This window comes from Variovorax raffinosi (genome assembly GCF_051216615.1).
GTDB lineage: Bacteria > Pseudomonadota > Gammaproteobacteria > Burkholderiales > Burkholderiaceae_C > Variovorax.
In genome coordinates this window covers 1-15,943 of sequence record NZ_JBPJZR010000005.1, presented here as the reverse complement: position 1 = coordinate 15,943, position 15,943 = coordinate 1, and the positions used below count along the sequence as shown (strand labels likewise).

At 66.2% G+C, this 15,943-nt stretch carries 13 protein-coding genes and 2 pseudogenes; 9 read left to right on the top strand and 6 right to left on the bottom strand.

Going from position 1 to position 15,943, the window contains the following annotated elements; all coding sequences use genetic code 11:
* The first annotated feature begins 6 nt into the window (after positions 1–6).
* Positions 7–1,935, top strand: a complete 1,929-nt coding sequence (locus ACSFB7_RS16485; protein ID WP_435471913.1) for a branched-chain amino acid ABC transporter ATP-binding protein/permease — start codon at positions 7–9, stop codon at positions 1,933–1,935.
* A gap of 34 nt (positions 1,936–1,969) precedes the next feature.
* Positions 1,970–2,692, top strand: coding sequence for an ABC transporter ATP-binding protein (locus tag ACSFB7_RS16480; RefSeq protein WP_187111399.1), 723 nt, complete (start codon positions 1,970–1,972; stop codon positions 2,690–2,692).
* A gap of 52 nt (positions 2,693–2,744) precedes the next feature.
* Here ACSFB7_RS16480 and ACSFB7_RS16475 read toward each other — a convergent pair whose 3' ends face one another.
* The 6 genes from ACSFB7_RS16475 to ACSFB7_RS16450 form a co-directional block, all read right to left on the bottom strand.
* Positions 2,745–3,176, bottom strand: coding sequence for a nuclear transport factor 2 family protein (locus ACSFB7_RS16475; protein ID WP_435471911.1), 432 nt, complete (start codon positions 3,174–3,176; stop codon positions 2,745–2,747).
* Positions 3,177–3,408: 232 nt separating this feature from the next.
* Positions 3,409–4,005, bottom strand: a complete 597-nt coding sequence (locus tag ACSFB7_RS16470; RefSeq protein WP_435471909.1) for a YdeI/OmpD-associated family protein — start codon at positions 4,003–4,005, stop codon at positions 3,409–3,411.
* 3 nt (positions 4,006–4,008) lie between these two features.
* Positions 4,009–4,503, bottom strand: a complete 495-nt coding sequence (locus tag ACSFB7_RS16465; protein WP_435471907.1) for a GNAT family N-acetyltransferase — start codon at positions 4,501–4,503, stop codon at positions 4,009–4,011.
* Positions 4,504–4,530: 27 nt separating this feature from the next.
* The gene (locus ACSFB7_RS16460; RefSeq protein WP_435471905.1) at positions 4,531–4,959 is read right to left on the bottom strand and encodes a hypothetical protein; all 429 of its coding nucleotides are present in this window, start codon (positions 4,957–4,959) and stop codon (positions 4,531–4,533) included.
* 54 nt (positions 4,960–5,013) lie between these two features.
* Entirely contained in the window at positions 5,014–5,739 is a 726-nt protein-coding gene (locus ACSFB7_RS16455) for a hypothetical protein (RefSeq protein WP_435471903.1), read from the bottom strand.
* A gap of 10 nt (positions 5,740–5,749) precedes the next feature.
* Positions 5,750–6,508, bottom strand: a complete 759-nt coding sequence (locus ACSFB7_RS16450; protein ID WP_435471901.1) for a helix-turn-helix domain-containing protein — start codon at positions 6,506–6,508, stop codon at positions 5,750–5,752.
* A 186-nt stretch (positions 6,509–6,694) separates the two neighbouring features.
* On the opposite strand from ACSFB7_RS16450, the gene ACSFB7_RS16445 reads away from it, so the two are divergent.
* The 7 genes and pseudogenes from ACSFB7_RS16445 to ACSFB7_RS16415 form a co-directional block, all read left to right on the top strand.
* Positions 6,695–8,962: a TonB-dependent receptor gene (locus ACSFB7_RS16445; protein WP_435471899.1), complete on the top strand. Its 2,268-nt coding sequence runs from the start codon at positions 6,695–6,697 to the stop codon at positions 8,960–8,962.
* 2 nt (positions 8,963–8,964) lie between these two features.
* Entirely contained in the window at positions 8,965–10,341 is a 1,377-nt protein-coding gene (locus tag ACSFB7_RS16440; protein WP_435471897.1) for an MFS transporter, read from the top strand.
* Between the two features lie 33 nt (positions 10,342–10,374).
* Entirely contained in the window at positions 10,375–12,042 is a 1,668-nt protein-coding gene (locus ACSFB7_RS16435; RefSeq protein WP_435471895.1) for a serine hydrolase domain-containing protein, read from the top strand.
* A pseudogene (locus ACSFB7_RS16430) lies at positions 12,039–13,478 on the top strand (M81 family metallopeptidase); the annotation flags it as partial. The gene ACSFB7_RS16435 and the pseudogene ACSFB7_RS16430, both read left to right, overlap by 4 nt.
* A gap of 51 nt (positions 13,479–13,529) precedes the next feature.
* The gene (locus ACSFB7_RS16425; protein ID WP_435472685.1) at positions 13,530–14,417 is read left to right on the top strand and encodes an alpha/beta hydrolase; all 888 of its coding nucleotides are present in this window, start codon (positions 13,530–13,532) and stop codon (positions 14,415–14,417) included.
* Positions 14,414–15,607: an alanine racemase gene (locus ACSFB7_RS16420; protein WP_435471893.1), complete on the top strand. Its 1,194-nt coding sequence runs from the start codon at positions 14,414–14,416 to the stop codon at positions 15,605–15,607. Before ACSFB7_RS16425 ends, ACSFB7_RS16420 begins: the two co-directional genes overlap by 4 nt.
* Positions 15,608–15,649: 42 nt before the next feature.
* Positions 15,650–15,943, top strand: a pseudogene (locus tag ACSFB7_RS16415) (MotA/TolQ/ExbB proton channel family protein); the annotation flags it as partial.

The window sequence follows — 15,943 nt, the reverse complement described above, 5'->3', positions numbered from 1 at the left end:
GAAAAAATGAAGACCAGCCATCTGCTTCTGGGCATCGCCGGCGTGGTGGCGCTGCTGCTGTTCCCCATCGGCATCGACAACCCGTACTACATCCACCTGCTCGAGACCATCATGATCTACGCGATCCTGCTGTTCGGGCTCGACATCGTGGTCGGCTACACCGGCCAGGTGTCGCTGGGCCACGCGGGCCTGTTCGGCCTGGGTGCCTATGCGGCGGGCGTGCTGGTGTTCAAGCTGTCGGCGCCGTTCTGGATCACGGTGCCTTTCGCCATCGTGTTCACGGCCGGCTTCGGCGCGCTGCTGGCCTTGCCGGCGCTGCGCGTGTCAGGGCCCTACCTGGCCATGGTCACGCTGGCCTTCGGCACCATCATCCAGATTCTCATCAACGAGATGAGCTTCCTGACCGACGGCCCGATGGGCATCAAGCTGGAGAAGCCAGCGCTGTTCGGCCACAAGCTCGACGACCGCGAGTACTACTGGGTGGTGGCGGTGCTGATGGTGCTGGCGCTGGTGGTGGTGCACCGCATCCTGCGCTCGCACCTCGGGCGCGCCTTCGAGGCGCTGCGCGGCAGCCCGGTGGCCTCCGACTGCATGGGCGTGTCGGTGTACCGCTACAAGGTCTACGCCTTCGTCATCAGCGCCGGCTTTGCCGGGCTCGCGGGCAGCCTCTATGCGTACTCCGAGCAGTACATCTCGCCCAACTCGTACAACTTCGAGCTCACCGTGCTGTTCCTGCTGGCGGTGATCATGGGCGGGCGCAAGAGCCGCATCGGCGCCATGCTGGGCGCGACCATCATCGTGCTGCTGCCCAAGCTGCTGGACGACGTGGTGCTGTTCCGCTATGTCTCGGTGGGGCTGGCCGTGCTGGTGCTGGTGGCCGCAGTGGTGGCCATCAGGCGGCAGCGCGCCACGCCGGCGCAGATGGCCATTCCCGTGGTCGGCAGCATCGCACTGGCGGGCCTGGCCTTCTGGCTCGATGCCATGACCGACTGGCGGCTGTCGATCTTCGGCGTGATCATGCTGTTCGTCATCTACTACCTGCAGGACGGCATCGTCGGCTTCGTGCGCAAGGCGCTCAACCTGCGCCGGCCCGTGGCATCGGTGGCGGTGGCGGATGTCGACGCGGCACCGGCCGATGCCGTCTCCACCGCGGCCCATCCCGGCGGCACGGAGGACGTGATCGAGGCCACCGGCGTGCTGATGCAGTTCGGCGGCCTGAAGGCGCTCAACAACGTCGACCTGCGCATCAGGCGCGGCACCATCCACGGCCTGATCGGACCCAACGGCTCTGGCAAGAGCACGATGATGAACGTGCTGACCGGCATCTACGTGCCGACGGCCGGCGCCATCTCCTTCGGCGGCCGTTCGCTGGTCGGGCGCACCTCGGCCGACATTGCGCTGTCGGGCATCGCGCGCACCTTCCAGAACGTGCAGCTCTTCGGCGAAATGACCGTGCTGCAGAACGTTCAGGTCGGCCTGCATCACAGCTTTGCGAGCAACTTGCTCGACGTGGCGGTGAGCACGCCGCGCTACAGGCGCGAGAGCGCGGCGGCAGTGCAGCGTGCGCTGGGCCTGCTGAGGTTTGTCGGCCTCGAAGACTTCGCCACCGAGGAGGCGCGCAACCTTCCCTATGGCAAGCAGCGCCTGCTGGAGATCGCGCGTGCGCTGGCGCTCGACCCGCAGTTGCTGCTGCTCGACGAGCCGGCTGCCGGGCTGACCGCGCCCGACATCAAGGAACTGCTCGGCATCATCCGCAAGATCCGCGAGCACGGCGTGACCGTGATCCTGATCGAGCACCACATGGACGTGGTGATGAGCATGTGCGACACCGTCTCGGTGCTCGACTTCGGCCAGAAGATCGCCGAGGGCGAACCGGCCAGGGTGCAGGCCGACGAGAAGGTGATCGAGGCCTACCTGGGCGGCAGCACCACATGACGCGCGCTGGCAACGCAAGACCGGGAACCCCTTCATGCTGACCATCCAGAATCTTTTTGCGGGCTACGGCAAGGTGCAGGTGTTGCACGGCATCTCGATCGAGGTGCCCAGAGGCAAGGTCGTGACGCTGATCGGCTCCAACGGCGCCGGCAAGACCACCACCATGCGGGCCGTCTCCGGAATGATTGCGCCCACGGCGGGCGAGATCACGCTCAACGGCAAGCGCATCGACGGCCTGGAGTCGTACCACATCGCCAAGCAGGGCCTGGCGCATTCGCCCGAAGGCCGGCGCGTGTTCGCGACCATGACCGTCACCGACAACCTCACGCTGGGCGCCTTCCCGCGCCTGACCGGCAGCCGCCCGCGCGGCGACGTGGCGGGCGACCTGGAACGCGCGCTCGAACTCTTTCCGCGCCTGAAGGAGCGCCGCACGCAACTGGCCGGCACGCTGTCGGGCGGCGAGCAGCAGATGCTGGCCATGGCGCGCGCCGTGATGCTCAACCCCGAAGTGGTGCTGCTCGATGAACCCTCGATGGGCCTGGCGCCGATCCTGGTGGCCGAGGTGTTCCGCATCATCGAGCGGCTCAAGAGCGAGGGCGTGACGATGCTGCTGGTGGAGCAGTTCGCCGCCGCCGCACTCGGCGTGGCCGACTACGGCTATGTGCTGGAGAACGGGCGCATCTCGCTGCATGGGCCGGCGGAGAAGCTGCGCAGTGATCCGGCGGTGAAGGCGGCCTACCTGGGCGGCGGGCACTGAGGCGCCCTGCGCGTTGAAGGGGGAGGTCGCGCATCCACAGCGCGACGCATCATCACTTGGCTATGGGGATCGACTTGGCTGCAATGCGGTCGGGCAACACGCGAGTGATCATTTCCGTGTCGCAATACTCTTCGTATCGGATGATCTTTCCGTCCTCGAAGTGGATCACGAAGACATAGTCGTTCTCGTAGCGTTGACCGTCGCGGGTCAGGTTCTTGCCCCTGGCTTGCAGAACGATGACATCACCGCCATCGATCACGCGGGTCGGGATGGTGGCTCGTTGCGCAAGCGCGCGATTGAGCGGGCGGAACACCTCGTCGATGATGGTCTGCTTGCCAGCGAACTCGCCGCTCCAGGAGCCTTCGCCGATGGTTCGCCAGACGACGTCATCGTGGCACGCCTCCCAGAAAGGCGCGCCATTGCCTTTGGCGACTTCGTCGAAGATGTCGGAGACGAGTTGGGCGTTGGGGGAGAGTTGACGCATGAGAAGGCTCCTGTTCTTTGTTGGTTTTGGAAGTCGCGCGCGGCCGCAGGCGCGGCAACGAGGAACGACTTGAGAAATCTCAATGGAGTTCGCCCTCCATCGTCGCCTGCAAGACGCGGTTGCGCGCCACGATGTAGTTGCCCAGTGCTTCCAGGGCGCGCGAGCTGATGAGTCATCCTGAAATGTTCCTCACCTGCGTCTTGGCATGGTAGTGGAGCTGAAGGGAAAAAACTCAGCCCAGACGCTGTCCAGCCGCGCAGGCTTCGATGAGTTTGGTCAGGCGGGCACTTCGGGTCTCGGGCTTCTTGGCGCTGCAGACCCAATGCAAGAGACGCTTCTTGTAGCTGGGCGGCGTCAGTTCGAAAAAGGCCCAGGCCGTTTTGTCGCCCTCGAATGCACGCACCTCGTGCGTGAGGAGCTTGGCGGTTTCATCCTGTTCGTGCGAGTAGACGGCCGACCGCGACGCCGTCCGCTTGGCAAATGCACTGAGCCCCGCCGGTGTCATGCGGCCTTCGAGCCGCAGTTGCTCGACCTTCGCGATGTTGATGGCGCTCCAGATGGACGTCGGCTTGCGCGGCGTGAAGCGGATGGAGTACGTGGCCTCGTCGATGCGCTTGCGCACGCCGTCTATCCAACCAAAGCAAAGCGCCTCGTCGACAGACTCCGACCATGACATGCAGGGCTCCCCTGTGCCGACCTTGTGATAGCCCACAAGAAGTTCCTCGGCACTGCCGGCATGGGTTTCGAGCCACTGCCGGAAGGCTTTCGGCGTCTTGAAAAATGTCGGGAGCATCATGAACAGTGCTATTGCGGCCGAGAGCTGCGCCATCCATCAGGACGGGTCTTCGGGAAAGCGGTGATACATGAAGAACTGGTCATCCTGTTTCCAGCCCTGCTCCTCGTAGAGCCGTTGGGCCGGATGGTTGCCACGCGCGACATTCAGCGTCACGCGGGCGGACCCGAACGACCAGGCGTACGACTCGATGGCCGCGAGCAGCATGGACGCGACGCCCTTGCGGCGCCCCGACGCATGGACGAAGAGGTCATTCACGACAAAGACTCTTGAGAGAGAAACGGATGAGAAGCTTGGATAGAGCTGGGCAAATCCCACTGCCGCATCGCCGTCGTGGCAGATGAAAAGAACCGACTCTCCGTGGTTGAACCTCTCGCGCAAGAACGAACGTGCGGCGACCAGCTCGCTTGCCTGTCCCTGGAACTGGCGGTACTGGTCAAAGAGCGTGGCGAGCTCTTCCAGATCGGCCAGGACAGCTTGACGAACGGAAGGTGGGTTCATGTCGTGTGCAGGATCGAGTGCAAAAAAATCCATTCCATCTCAAAGTTTCCTTGACGCACCCTATGCGCTTTTCATGCTCAGCGTGACGCGAAAGAGCGCGCCATCCCGAAACTGGTAGTGCCGGGTGCTGGCTCCGAAATCGCCCTTGACCCACCATTTTTCACCGGGGCTTTGACTGAACGGAATCGTCGCCTGCTCGAAGCTCTGCCTCGCCGCGTCGAAGGTTTCGAAAAGAGGCACGTCGACCTCATCGCGCGCGACAGGCGCAAAGCCCTCGCTGGCTGCAACGTAGACAAACACGACGTCGAGCCTCTGGTCCTTGTCGAACCGGAACTGAAAACCGCGCGAAGGGGCCGCGGCCCAGTAAACATCCTCGATGTTCTCGTGCGTGCGGTCGAAGTCGTAGATGACTTGCATGTCGAACGACTCAAGCACGTCGATGACTTCATCGTCTTTCAGGTGCAGACCCAGCAGTGCCTCGAAATGCATCGCAGCTCCCTTGTCAAACGAGCGTGGAAATTTACACGCCGGTATTCAAATGCCCTACGGAGTCTTCTTGGGTTGCGGTTGCCGGGCGTTGGCGCCAACCTGAGACTGAGCCGCGGAACAGGCGCTGTCATTCTCGTGCTCTTCTCTCCACGGGTGAATGCACCAACCGTTGGGCCGCCATGCTTCGAAGGCAACGGGACGGTCCTTGTTGGCCTTGGTGATGCGTGCAGGGTCCGGCTTGAAAACGCCGCCCGTCGGTCCATCATTCGGTCGCCAGTTTTGTGCGATTTGGCTGTGGAACAACCAGTCGCGACGATCCTTGTCGTAGCGGAAGGTGACGTAGTCCGTCCAGTGTTGAAGCAGGCCGCAAGCAACGCCGTGCTGCACGGTGAAATAGCGACCCTTGATCGCAAGCCCGTCATCGGCGCTGTCGGTGAACGGATCGCACTGGCCGCCATCGTTGGCGCGCAGGATCACCGCGTCATTTCTTGCCGCCAGCCTGAACGTTCCGGCGGGGTCTTGGGTAAAGATCAGCAAGGGGCGTGGAGATGGCTGCCCCATCGTGTCGACAGCGCGATGGATGACCACCAGGTAGTCCAGGCGGTTGGTGCCGGAGAGATGGCCCGCCAGATGGTCCAACTCTTCATACCCGGCCGGTATGAGTTCGACGATGCTTGCCGGCAGGTCGGGATTGTCTGGAGATCGAGACGGAGCCGAGGGCGTTTCAGCTGCATGCAGCGCTCCGCAAGCAAGGAGCAGTAGCCAGATGAGGCGCTTCATTTCCGCAGCCTTATCTCTGTTTTTTCGCTCGCGACGCGGGCACTGACGCCGACGCCGCTGCGGTTGCAGCGTCGGGTTGGCGAGCAGCCGTGTGTTCGACAGATGCGCTCATCGACGGATGCGCTTCCCCCACGGACTCGCAGACCGAGAGCAACCGGCATGGGGCGTCGCCGACGGCCAGGTAGGCGTGCCCCATGTCGCTGTCGAAGTAGACCGAGTCGCCGGGATTGAGCAGCACCGGCGCATAGAGCTCGGTGTGGAACTCGATCTGTCCTTCGAGCGCATAGCTGAACTCTTCGCCCGGGTGGTGGATGAAGCCGCCGAACTCCGCGAAGAAATCGTCAAGGCTGCGTGCGCGCACTTCCGTGACCATCGGCGTCAACCGCTTGTTCAACAGTTCGGTGGCGAGGTAGGTCTGGCCATAGCTGCGATTGCCGATCGCCATGCCTTCGCCACGGCGCTGCACGATGCGCCGCCCCGTGGTGCGCCCCTGCGGCAGCGGCGTGCCGCGTGCGCCGGCCATGCCGCCGATGCTGCCCAACGGTTCGAGCACCTGCGCCATGTCGACGCCCAACCCGCGACTGATCAGGTGCAGTTTTTCGTACGACAGGGACGCGTGGCCTTTTTCCAATTTGGACAAAGTTGAAACACCCAGGCCCGTGCGCGCGCTGACTTCGCCCAGCGTGAGGCCCAGGCGTTTTCGCAAGGCGCGAATGGTTTCTCCAGGGGCTGTGCGAGCGAGAGAAGGGGGCGGCAGGGCTTCGATCATGGATGGGTGTGAGGAGGCGTTGGGGTCGGTACGGATTGCGATTATCCGATCTATGTGGGCAGTAAAACTTGTCGTATTCACTAGTTTTATACATATAAGAAAAGAAATTGCGAATTTAGAAAATAGTTTGTAGGATGCCGACCGGATCGACCACCGCCCCGCCATTTCGTTGGAGTGCCTCACACCATGAATCGCCTCGACAGTCCCGGCTCTTGCCGGACCTCCCGCCCGTTGTCGCCGTGCGCCGCACCGCTCGCATTGCTGGTGGCCTCGGCCGTCGGCCTGGCGAGCCAGGTGGTGCAGGCACAGCCGGCGCCCGTGCCGCCAAGCACCGACGCATCGAGCGAAGCAGGCGCTGCATCGCCCAAGGCGCTGGACAGCGTCACCGTCACGGCCACGCGCCGTCGCGAACCGGTGCGCGAAGTGCCGATGCAGGTCAACGTGCTGCAGGGCGAGGCGCTGGAGCGTGCCGGTGCCAAGACCCTGTCCGACTACGTTGCCGACCAGCCAGGTGTCAACCTGATGAGCACGGGAACTGTCGGCGGCGCACTCAGCATCCGCGGCCTCACGACTGGCCAGCAGACCATCTCGACCGTCGGCGTCTACATCGACGACGTGGCGACGGGCTCCAGCGCACCCTATGCGCTGGGCTCGTCCACGCCACTGGACATGGGGCTGCTGGACCTGAACCACATCGAGATCCTGCGCGGACCGCAGGGCACGCTGTACGGCGCGGGCGCGATGGGCGGCGTGCTCAAGTACGTGACCAACCAGCCCGACACGAGCGAGTTCGCGGGCTCGGTAACGCTCGGCACTTCGTCGACGAAGGGCGGCGGCCCCGGCTACACGGCCAGCACCGTGCTCAACGTGCCGATCAAGGAAGACGTGGCGGCCATCCGCATTGCCGCCTTCCACGACCATTTCGGCGGCGACTACAACGCGGTCGGCCCCGCGGCGGGCTGGAACATCAACAGCGGCAACACGGACGGCGCACGGGTGTCCCTGCTGCTGACGCCGACGAGGGAGCTGAAGGTTCGCCTGACCGCGACGACGCAGGATGTGCGCCGCAACGGCTCGGGCGTCGAGGACCTGGACCCGGTCACCGGCCGGCCGATCGAAGGCAGCCGGACCCGGCGCCTTTATCTCAACGAGCCCTTTCGCAACCGCACCACGCTGTACGGGCTGGACGTGGAGTACGACTTCGGCTGGGCGCGCCTGAACTCGATCACCTCCGTGCAGGACGTGAAGATCAGCACCGTCAACGACGTCAGTCCCAATTTCGTGCCGACGCTGGCTCTTGCGGGTCTGCCGGCACAGTCGGCGAGGCTGTCGGACGTCGTTCCGCAGCATCGCGTGAGCCAGGAGTTCAGGCTGACCTCGCGTCCCGATTCCAGCATCGAGTGGCTGGCCGGTCTTTACCTGAACCGCGAACGCGGCAACCAGATCGGGGCCGCCGATGCGACGCTGGGTTACGGGCTGGGCAACCTGAACCTGCTCACCTCGACGGAGCCCAGCACCTACCGCGAAGTGGCTGCCTACGGCGACGTCACCTGGCACCCGACGCCCGCGCTGTCGCTGACCGGCGGCGTACGCGTGGCGCGCAACCACCAGAGCTACACCAGCACCACGTCGGGGCTGCTGGCGGGGCCGACCTCCACGTCCGGCGGCTCGTCGGCGGAAAGCGCCAACACCTACCTGCTTGCGGCCAAGTACGCCCTCACGCCGACGAGCAACGTGTACGTTCGCGCTGCCAGTGGCTATCGGCCCGGTGGCCCGAACGGGCTGCTGCCCGGTGCCGAGACGGCGCTCATCCAGCCGACGTTCAAGTCCGATTCGCTGTGGAGCTACGAGCTGGGCTACAAGGCCGACCTGCTGGCGCGCACGCTGTCGCTGGAGGCGGCCCTCTACGACATCGAATGGTGCAACATCCAGCAGTTCGTCAAGAGCGGTGCCTTCAACTACTACACCAATGCGGGCAACGCACGCATCCGCGGCGGCGAACTGACGCTCAACTGGATGCCGAGCACCGAGTGGCGAGTGAACGCCTCCGCCTCCGCCATCGACGCCCATCTCACCACCAGTGCCGCAGGGCTGGGCGCCAACGCCGGTGCACGGCTGCCCATGACCGCACGCTTCTCGGCCACGGTCGGCGCCACGCGCCAGTTCGTCGTTGCAGGGCGCCAGGCCTACCTGGGCGTGAGCGCGCGCCATGTCGGCGAGCGCGACGCCGGCTATGCCGGCAGCACCATTCTTCCGAGCTTCAAGATGCCGGCCTATACGGTGGTCGATCTGCAGGCGGGCATCGCGTTTCCGCACTTCAGCCTGGCGGCCTATGTGCGAAACCTGGGCAACTCGCGCGGGCTGACGAACGTTGCCACCATCAACCCCGGCCTGCTGCAGGCCGCGTTGACCCCGGCGCGCACGGTCGGCATGAACCTCACCGTGCCGTTCTGAAGATGTCGAATCCGGTATCGATCGTCGGGGAGCCGACGGTGCAAGCCGCGTCCGTCGCACCGCTCGCCGCGCGCGAGCGGGCATCGGCGAACGCCTGGTATGGCCTGGCGGTGCTGATCGTCGCGGCGCTGCTCGGCGCTATCGACCTGATGATCTTCAACCTCCTGGCCGAGCCCGTGCGCATCACGCTGGGGCTGTCCGACACGCAACTGGGCTTGCTTCGCGGTGTCGGATTGACGTTGTTCACGACCCTTGCGACCTTGCCGCTGGCCTGGCTGAGCGACCGCTACGACCGCCGCTATGTGCTCGCCGCCTGCGTCGTGTTGTGGAGTGCCGCCACCGCCATGCGCGGCCTGGCGCCGAACTACACCTTGCTGTTCATCGCGTCGATCGGCCTGGGCGTGGGCGAGGCCGGTGTGAACCCGATTGTCAACAGCCTGATTCCCGAGTTGTTTCCGCGCGCGCAGCGTGTGATGGCCAATGCCGTGTATGCGCTGTCGCTCCTGTTCGGCAGCGCGCTCGGTTCGATCCTGGGCGGAGTCATCGTGACGGTGGTCGACGGCGCGCGGCACCTGCTGCCCGTGTCGATGCAAGGGATGGAAACCTGGCGCGTGGTGTTCTGTGTCATGGCCACCGGCGCGTTGCCGGTCGTGCTGCTGTTGCTCACGGCGCGCTGGCCCCGGCGTGCCCGGGACCCCCGGCCGGCCGCGCAAGAGGCGCACGCCATCGGCTATGGCGACTACCTGCGCACGAACTGGCGCACCCTGGGCGGCATCGTCGTCGGCCTCGGCCTTGCGTCGATCGGATTGATCGCGCTCGACACCTGGATTCCCATCATCATGGTGCGCCAGTTTGGGGTCGCGCCGGCCGACATGGGGCGGGGCATCGGCCTTGCCGCGCTCGCGGGAATACTCGGCGGCGCGGTGCTGGGCGTCGGCTCCATGCGCTTCGCGCAGCGTGTCGTCGGCCCCGCCGCGGCGCTGCGCATGATCGCGCTGGGCCTGGTCACGGCGGCGTCGCTGTCGGTGCTGTTGCTGTTCGTGCGTTCGCCGATGGACGTGTACGTGCTGCAGGCACTGGTGCTGGTGCCGCTGATCGGTGGCTCGATCCTGTCGCCCAACGTGCTGCAGGACATCAGCCCGCCGCACCTGCGCGCCCGCGTGCTGGCTGCGCTGGCGCTCGCGATGCTGCCCTTCGCCGTGCTGAGTCCGCTGGCCATCGGCATGTTGTCCGATGCCGTCAAGGAAAGCTCGCCCAACGGGCTGGCGCTGGCCGTCGTTGCCGTCACGCTGGTCACCAGCGGCGTGGGCGCCTTGATGCTGCGCGCGACCGAGGCTTCTTTCGTGCGCCTGGTGCGAACGCTGCAGCCCGCGGCCTGACACCTCTTCATGTCGACCCGACCTTTCTTCTCCATGCACGAACCCATTCCGACTTCCGGCCTTGCCGTCATCGATGCCATCGATGCGCTGCTGCAGCCCTTCAACCGCAGCGATGCACCCGGCCTCGTCATCGGCATCGCGCAGAACGGCCGGTCGCTGTACCGCCGCGGCATCGGCATGGCCAGCCTCGAACAGGGCGTGGCCAACACGCCGCGCACCCGCATGCGCATCGCATCGACCAGCAAGCATTTCACGGCACTTGCAGTTCTGCTGCTCGCCGAAGACGGCCGGCTCGACATCGACGATGCGGTGCAAAAGCACCTGCCAGAGTTGCCGCAGCTGGGTGCGAACGGCCCCACGCTTCGCCAGTTGATGAACCACACGGGCGGCTGGCGCGGCCATGACGAACTGTGGTGCATCGTGAACGGCCTGGCGTTCCAGCCACGGGGGCTCGGTCTGCCCGCGATGGTCCGCCAGGGCGAGTTGAACTTCGAGCCCGGCACGCGCATGGTCTACAGCAACGGCGCCTACTTCATGCTGGCGAAGATCATCGAGCGCGTGAGTGGGCAGGGCTTCGACGCGTTCATGAAGGCGCGCATCTTCGAGCCGATGGGCATGGCCGATACCGAGTCGGTGGCCAGCGACCTCGACGTGCGCGCCGGCCTCGCGGGTCTCTACGTGCCCGCATCGGGCGGGCAATGGCAGCGGGGCATCTACCCCTGCGAACTCGAAGGCGGCGGCTCGCTGGTCTCGACGCTGGACGACATGCTGCGCTGGCTCGCGCACCTGCGCAGCAGCGACAAGACCGTGGGCAGCGCCAGCAGTTGGGCGCAGATGCTCGCGCCGACCACGCTGTCTTCCGGTGCCGTGGTGCCCTACGGCCTCGGGCTGTTCCGGCACGCCTATCGCGGCGTCGAAGTGATCCATCACGCGGGCGGCGTGATCGGCGGCACCTCGCAGATGCTCACCGTGCCGGCCCATGGCCTGGACATCATGGTCATGGCGAACGGCGCAGCAATTTCGCCGCCGGCCCTCGCATACCAGTTGATCGACCTGCTGCTGGCCGACGCGTTGTCCGAGCCGCCCGAAGAGCGTACTTCGGCCAGTGCCTTCCCCGCGCTGGTCGGCCAGCGCTACCACGCGCCAGCGACCGGCAGCGTGATCGGCTTTGCCGATGTCGCGGGCAAGCTGGGCCTGTCGTGGCAGGGCTTCACCGCATTGCCGCTGCGCCAGCGCAAAGAGGACCTGTGGCTGGCCGCGCAAGACCTGGCCATCAACGCCCTCGAACTCGATGTGTCCGGCGGCGATGCCACGCGCGCGCCCGACACCCTCGTGCTGCGCGAGGGCGGGCACCTGCAGCGCTTCGAGCGCCTGCCTGAAACAGCCCCCGACATCGCATGGCTGGCACCGCAGCTGTGCGGCGACTACCGCAGTGCCGATCTGGACGCCAGCGCGCAGATCGAACGCACGAACGACGCACTGCAGATGACCGTCCAAGGCCGCCATGGCCGCCAGGTCGGCCGCCTGCAAGCCCTGTCGCACGAGGTGATGACCTTCACTCCGTGCGATCCGCTGCTGGCAGCCCTCGGCGGCAGCAGCGTTCTCAACATCGAGCGCAGTGCGGGCCGTGTCGTCGGCCTGCGGCTGGACAGCCTGCGCACCCGACACATCCACTTTGCCCGCCAAGAGACCCACGCATGAAGTTCTTCAACGCCTCCCTTGCCACTGAAACCAACACCTTCGTCTCGGCCCCCACCGGATGGGGCAGCTTTCGCGAATACGGCATCTTCCATGGCGACGCCAGCACGCGCGATCCGCTCGGCTACGGCATGTTTCCGGCCGAGCTGCGCCGGTTGCTCGCAGCCGAAGGCCACGAGATGGTCGAGAGTTTGCTGGCCTTTGCGCAGCCGCTCGGGCGTACTGTGCGCGAGGTCTACGAAAGCCTGCGCGACGAGATCCTTTCCGACCTGACCGAGGCCGGTCCGGTGGACGGCGTCATCCTCGTCCTGCATGGCGCGATGGTGGCTGACGGCTATGACGATTGCGAAGGCGACCTGATCTCGCGCGTGCGCGCCATCGTCGGGCCCAAGGTGCCGATCGGCGTCGAGCTTGATCTACATTGCCACTTCACGCAGCAGATGCTGGACGGCGCCGACGTGATCGTCGGCTACAAGGAATATCCGCACACCGATGCGGTGCTGCGCCTGCGCGAGCTGGCCCGCATCGTGATCGACACCGCACAGGGCCGCGTGAAGCCGACGACGGCCGTGCACGACTGCCGCATGGTCGGCCTTTGGCACACCACGCGTGAGCCGATGGCCGGCTTCGTGCGCCGCATGCAGGCCTGCGAGCAACGGCCGGGCGTGCTCTCGGTTTCGCTCGGTCACGGCTTCCCATGGGCCGACGTGCCGGAGGCCGGCGCCAAGCTGTGGGTGGTGACCGACAACGATCCCGCGCTGGCCGCGGAAGTGGCCGAAGAACTGGGCCGCGCGTTCTGGAACCTGCGCCACCTGATCGGCGCGCCCGTGCTGTCGCTCGACGAGGCATTGAGCGAAGCGCTGCATACCGAGGGCGGCCCCGTGGTGCTGGCCGACATCGCCGACAACGCGGGCGGCGGTGCAACCAGCGACAGCACCTTCATCCTGCGCGCGCTGGTCGAGCGCCACATCGCCGACGCCGCCATCGGCGCCTTCTGGGACCTGGGCGCGGTGCAACTGTGCCGCGACGCGGGCGTCGGCGCCACATTCGACCTTCGACTGGGCGGCAAGTGCGGCCCGGCTTCGGGCGACCCCATCGATCTGCGCGTGACGGTCAAGGCCGTGCACGACGACTACACGCAAGGCGGCCTCACCGCCGGGATGCGAACGGCGCTCGGGCCCAGCGTGTGGGTGCAGGCTGAGCACGGCCTGGACATCGTGCTCATCAGCAAGCGCAACCAGGTGTTCTCGCCCGACCTGTTCACGGGCCTGGGCATCGACCTGGCGGCCAAGAAGCTGATCGTCGTCAAGTCGGCGCAGCACTTCCATGCCCAGTTCGCGCCCCTCGCGAAGGCGGTGTTGTATGTCTCGACGCCGGGCGCCATGAGCAACGACTTCGCCACGCTGCCGTACCGCGTGCGCGACCTCGACTACTGGCCGCGCGTGGAGGCGCCGCAACGCGGCGAGCATTCGGCAAAACACCCGTTCGCCATGCCGGCACCCGGCGAGCTGCACACGATCGATGGGCTCAGCATGCACCTGCAACGCAGCGGCCCCGCGCCGACCGATGCCCTGCAGCCCACGCTTGTGATCGAAGCCGGTGGCGGTTGCGCCTCGCCGATCTACGCGCGCATGCAGCAGGTGCTGTCGGCGAAGTACCCGGTGGTCAGCTACGACCGCCCCGGCATGGGCTGGAGCGACATCGACTGCGCGCCCTTCGACGCCCAACGCAATGCACACCGCCTGCATGCGCTTCTGGATGCAGCCGGCGTGAGCGGTCCGATCGTGCTGATCGGCCATTCACTCGGCGGCCTGCTGATGCGCGTCTACACCGGCCTGTACCCCGCGCAGGTGGTCGGACTGGTGATGCTCGATGCGAGCCATCCAGATCAGTTCGAGGAAATCGGCGAGATGCCGATGGCGCAAGTCGCCATGGAGCGCGACAAGCGGGTGAAATTCCAGGAGGGCGGTCCGCCGCCGCCGGAGCTGGCGATGGCCGGCGTCATCTTTGCCGACATGCCCCATGTCGTGCAGCAACTGACCGCGACCTTCACGCCTGAATCGATCGACACGATGGCGCGGGAGATCGAGGGCCTTCCCCATGTCGCCCGACAGGCCGCAGCCGTTGTCGACCTGGGCGCCCGTCCGCTTGCCGTGCTGTGGGCGCCGGTGCAACTGCCGGCCGGCTCCGACAGCGCGACCGCCATCCAGAAGCGCTGGCCGAGCTTTCAGCAGGCGCATGCGGCGCTGTCTTCGCGTGGCCGCTCGCATGAAGTGGCGGGTGCCGATCACATGAGCCTCGTGCTGCTGCCGCCTTTCGTGAACCGCGTGGCCGAAGAGGTCGACCGGATGATGGCCCAGCTCGGAAGCGAGCGATGAAGCAGTCCGCGCAGATGACGCTCGCGGAACTCGCCACGCCCGCACTGTTGCTCGACAGCGCGGTGCTCGAACGCAATTGCGAGGCGATGGCGCGGCGCGCGGCGAAGCACGGCGTGGCGCTGCGCCCGCATCTGAAGACGTCCAAGTCGGCGGAAGTGGCTCGCCTGGCCACGCGCGGGCAGGGCGGCGGCATCACGGTGTCGACCGTGGCCGAGGCCGACTATTTCGCGTCTCACGGCTTCTTGGACCTGAGCTATGCGGTGGGCATCTGCGCGAGCAAGATCGATGCGCTCGAGCGCATCCAGCGAACGCATGGCGCGCGCGTGACGTTGCTGGCGGACAGGGTCGAGACGGTCCGCGCCGCGGCGGCTCGCGCGCGTGCGCTGGATGCCTCGTTCCGGATGCTGGTCGAGGTGGACACCGGCGGCGGCCGTGGCGGCATTGCGCCGGACGATGCCGAATTGCTGGCGGTCGCACGCGAAGTGCAGCGCAGCGAGGTGTTCTCTTTCGCGGGCGTGTTGACCCATGCCGGCCACAGTTATCACGCCGAGGGGCTGGACTTGATCCGCGCCATTGCCGAAGCTGAGCGCGCCGGTGCGGTGCGAGCCGCCGAGTGCCTGCGCGCGGCCGGCTTCACGGTGGACGTCGTCAGCGTGGGCGCCACGCCGACGGCGGTGTGCGCCGAACGGCTGGACGGCGTGACCGAGATGCGCCCCGGCGTCTACACCTTCTTCGATCTCGACCAGGCCGCGCGCGGCATCTGCGGGTTCGAGGACATCGCGCTGTCGGTGCTGGCCACTGTCATCGGCCACAACCCACGTTCAGGTCGCGTGCTGATCGATGCCGGCGCGCTCGCGCTGTCGAAGGACAGTTCGGGCGCCGAGTTCCGCAACGACCTCGGCTACGGACTCGTCTGCGATGAGGACGGCGGTGCGCCACTGACCGGATTGCGTGTGGCCGAGCTTCATCAGGAGCACGGCCTGATCGCCAGCAATGGCGAGGCGCGAGCGATGTTCGATGCGCTACCCGTCGGCAGTCGCGTGCGCATCCTGCCGCATCACGCCTGCATGACCGCAGCCCCTTATGACCGCTACCACGTCGTGCGCGGCGCCGGCTCCGGTGTGCATGCCGTGTGGGGCAAGACCCGTGGCTGGCATACGGGCGAGCCGGTGGATGCGCAGCTCGCGTGACCTCAGCGCGCCTGTTCTGTTTTTTTGTTGGAGACACTCATGATGAAATCGCTTCTCGCCAGGCTGTTCGCCTCCGTTGTTCCGTTGGTTCTGGCCTTCTGCCTGGCGGGCGCTTCGCACGCCGCTGATGCCCCGTCCGGTGCTGCGCCGACGACGCAAGACACGGGCACTGCCGCATCCGTTGCCGCGCCTGTCGCCGTACCTGCGCCGGTTTTGCCGGCCGCGACAACCAAGGTCGACAACCCCTACGGCATCGGCGCCCTGTGGGCGCAGAGTGACCTGGTCGCCAAGGCCGTGCTGGCCATCCTGGCGATCATGTCGATGGGCAGCTGGTAC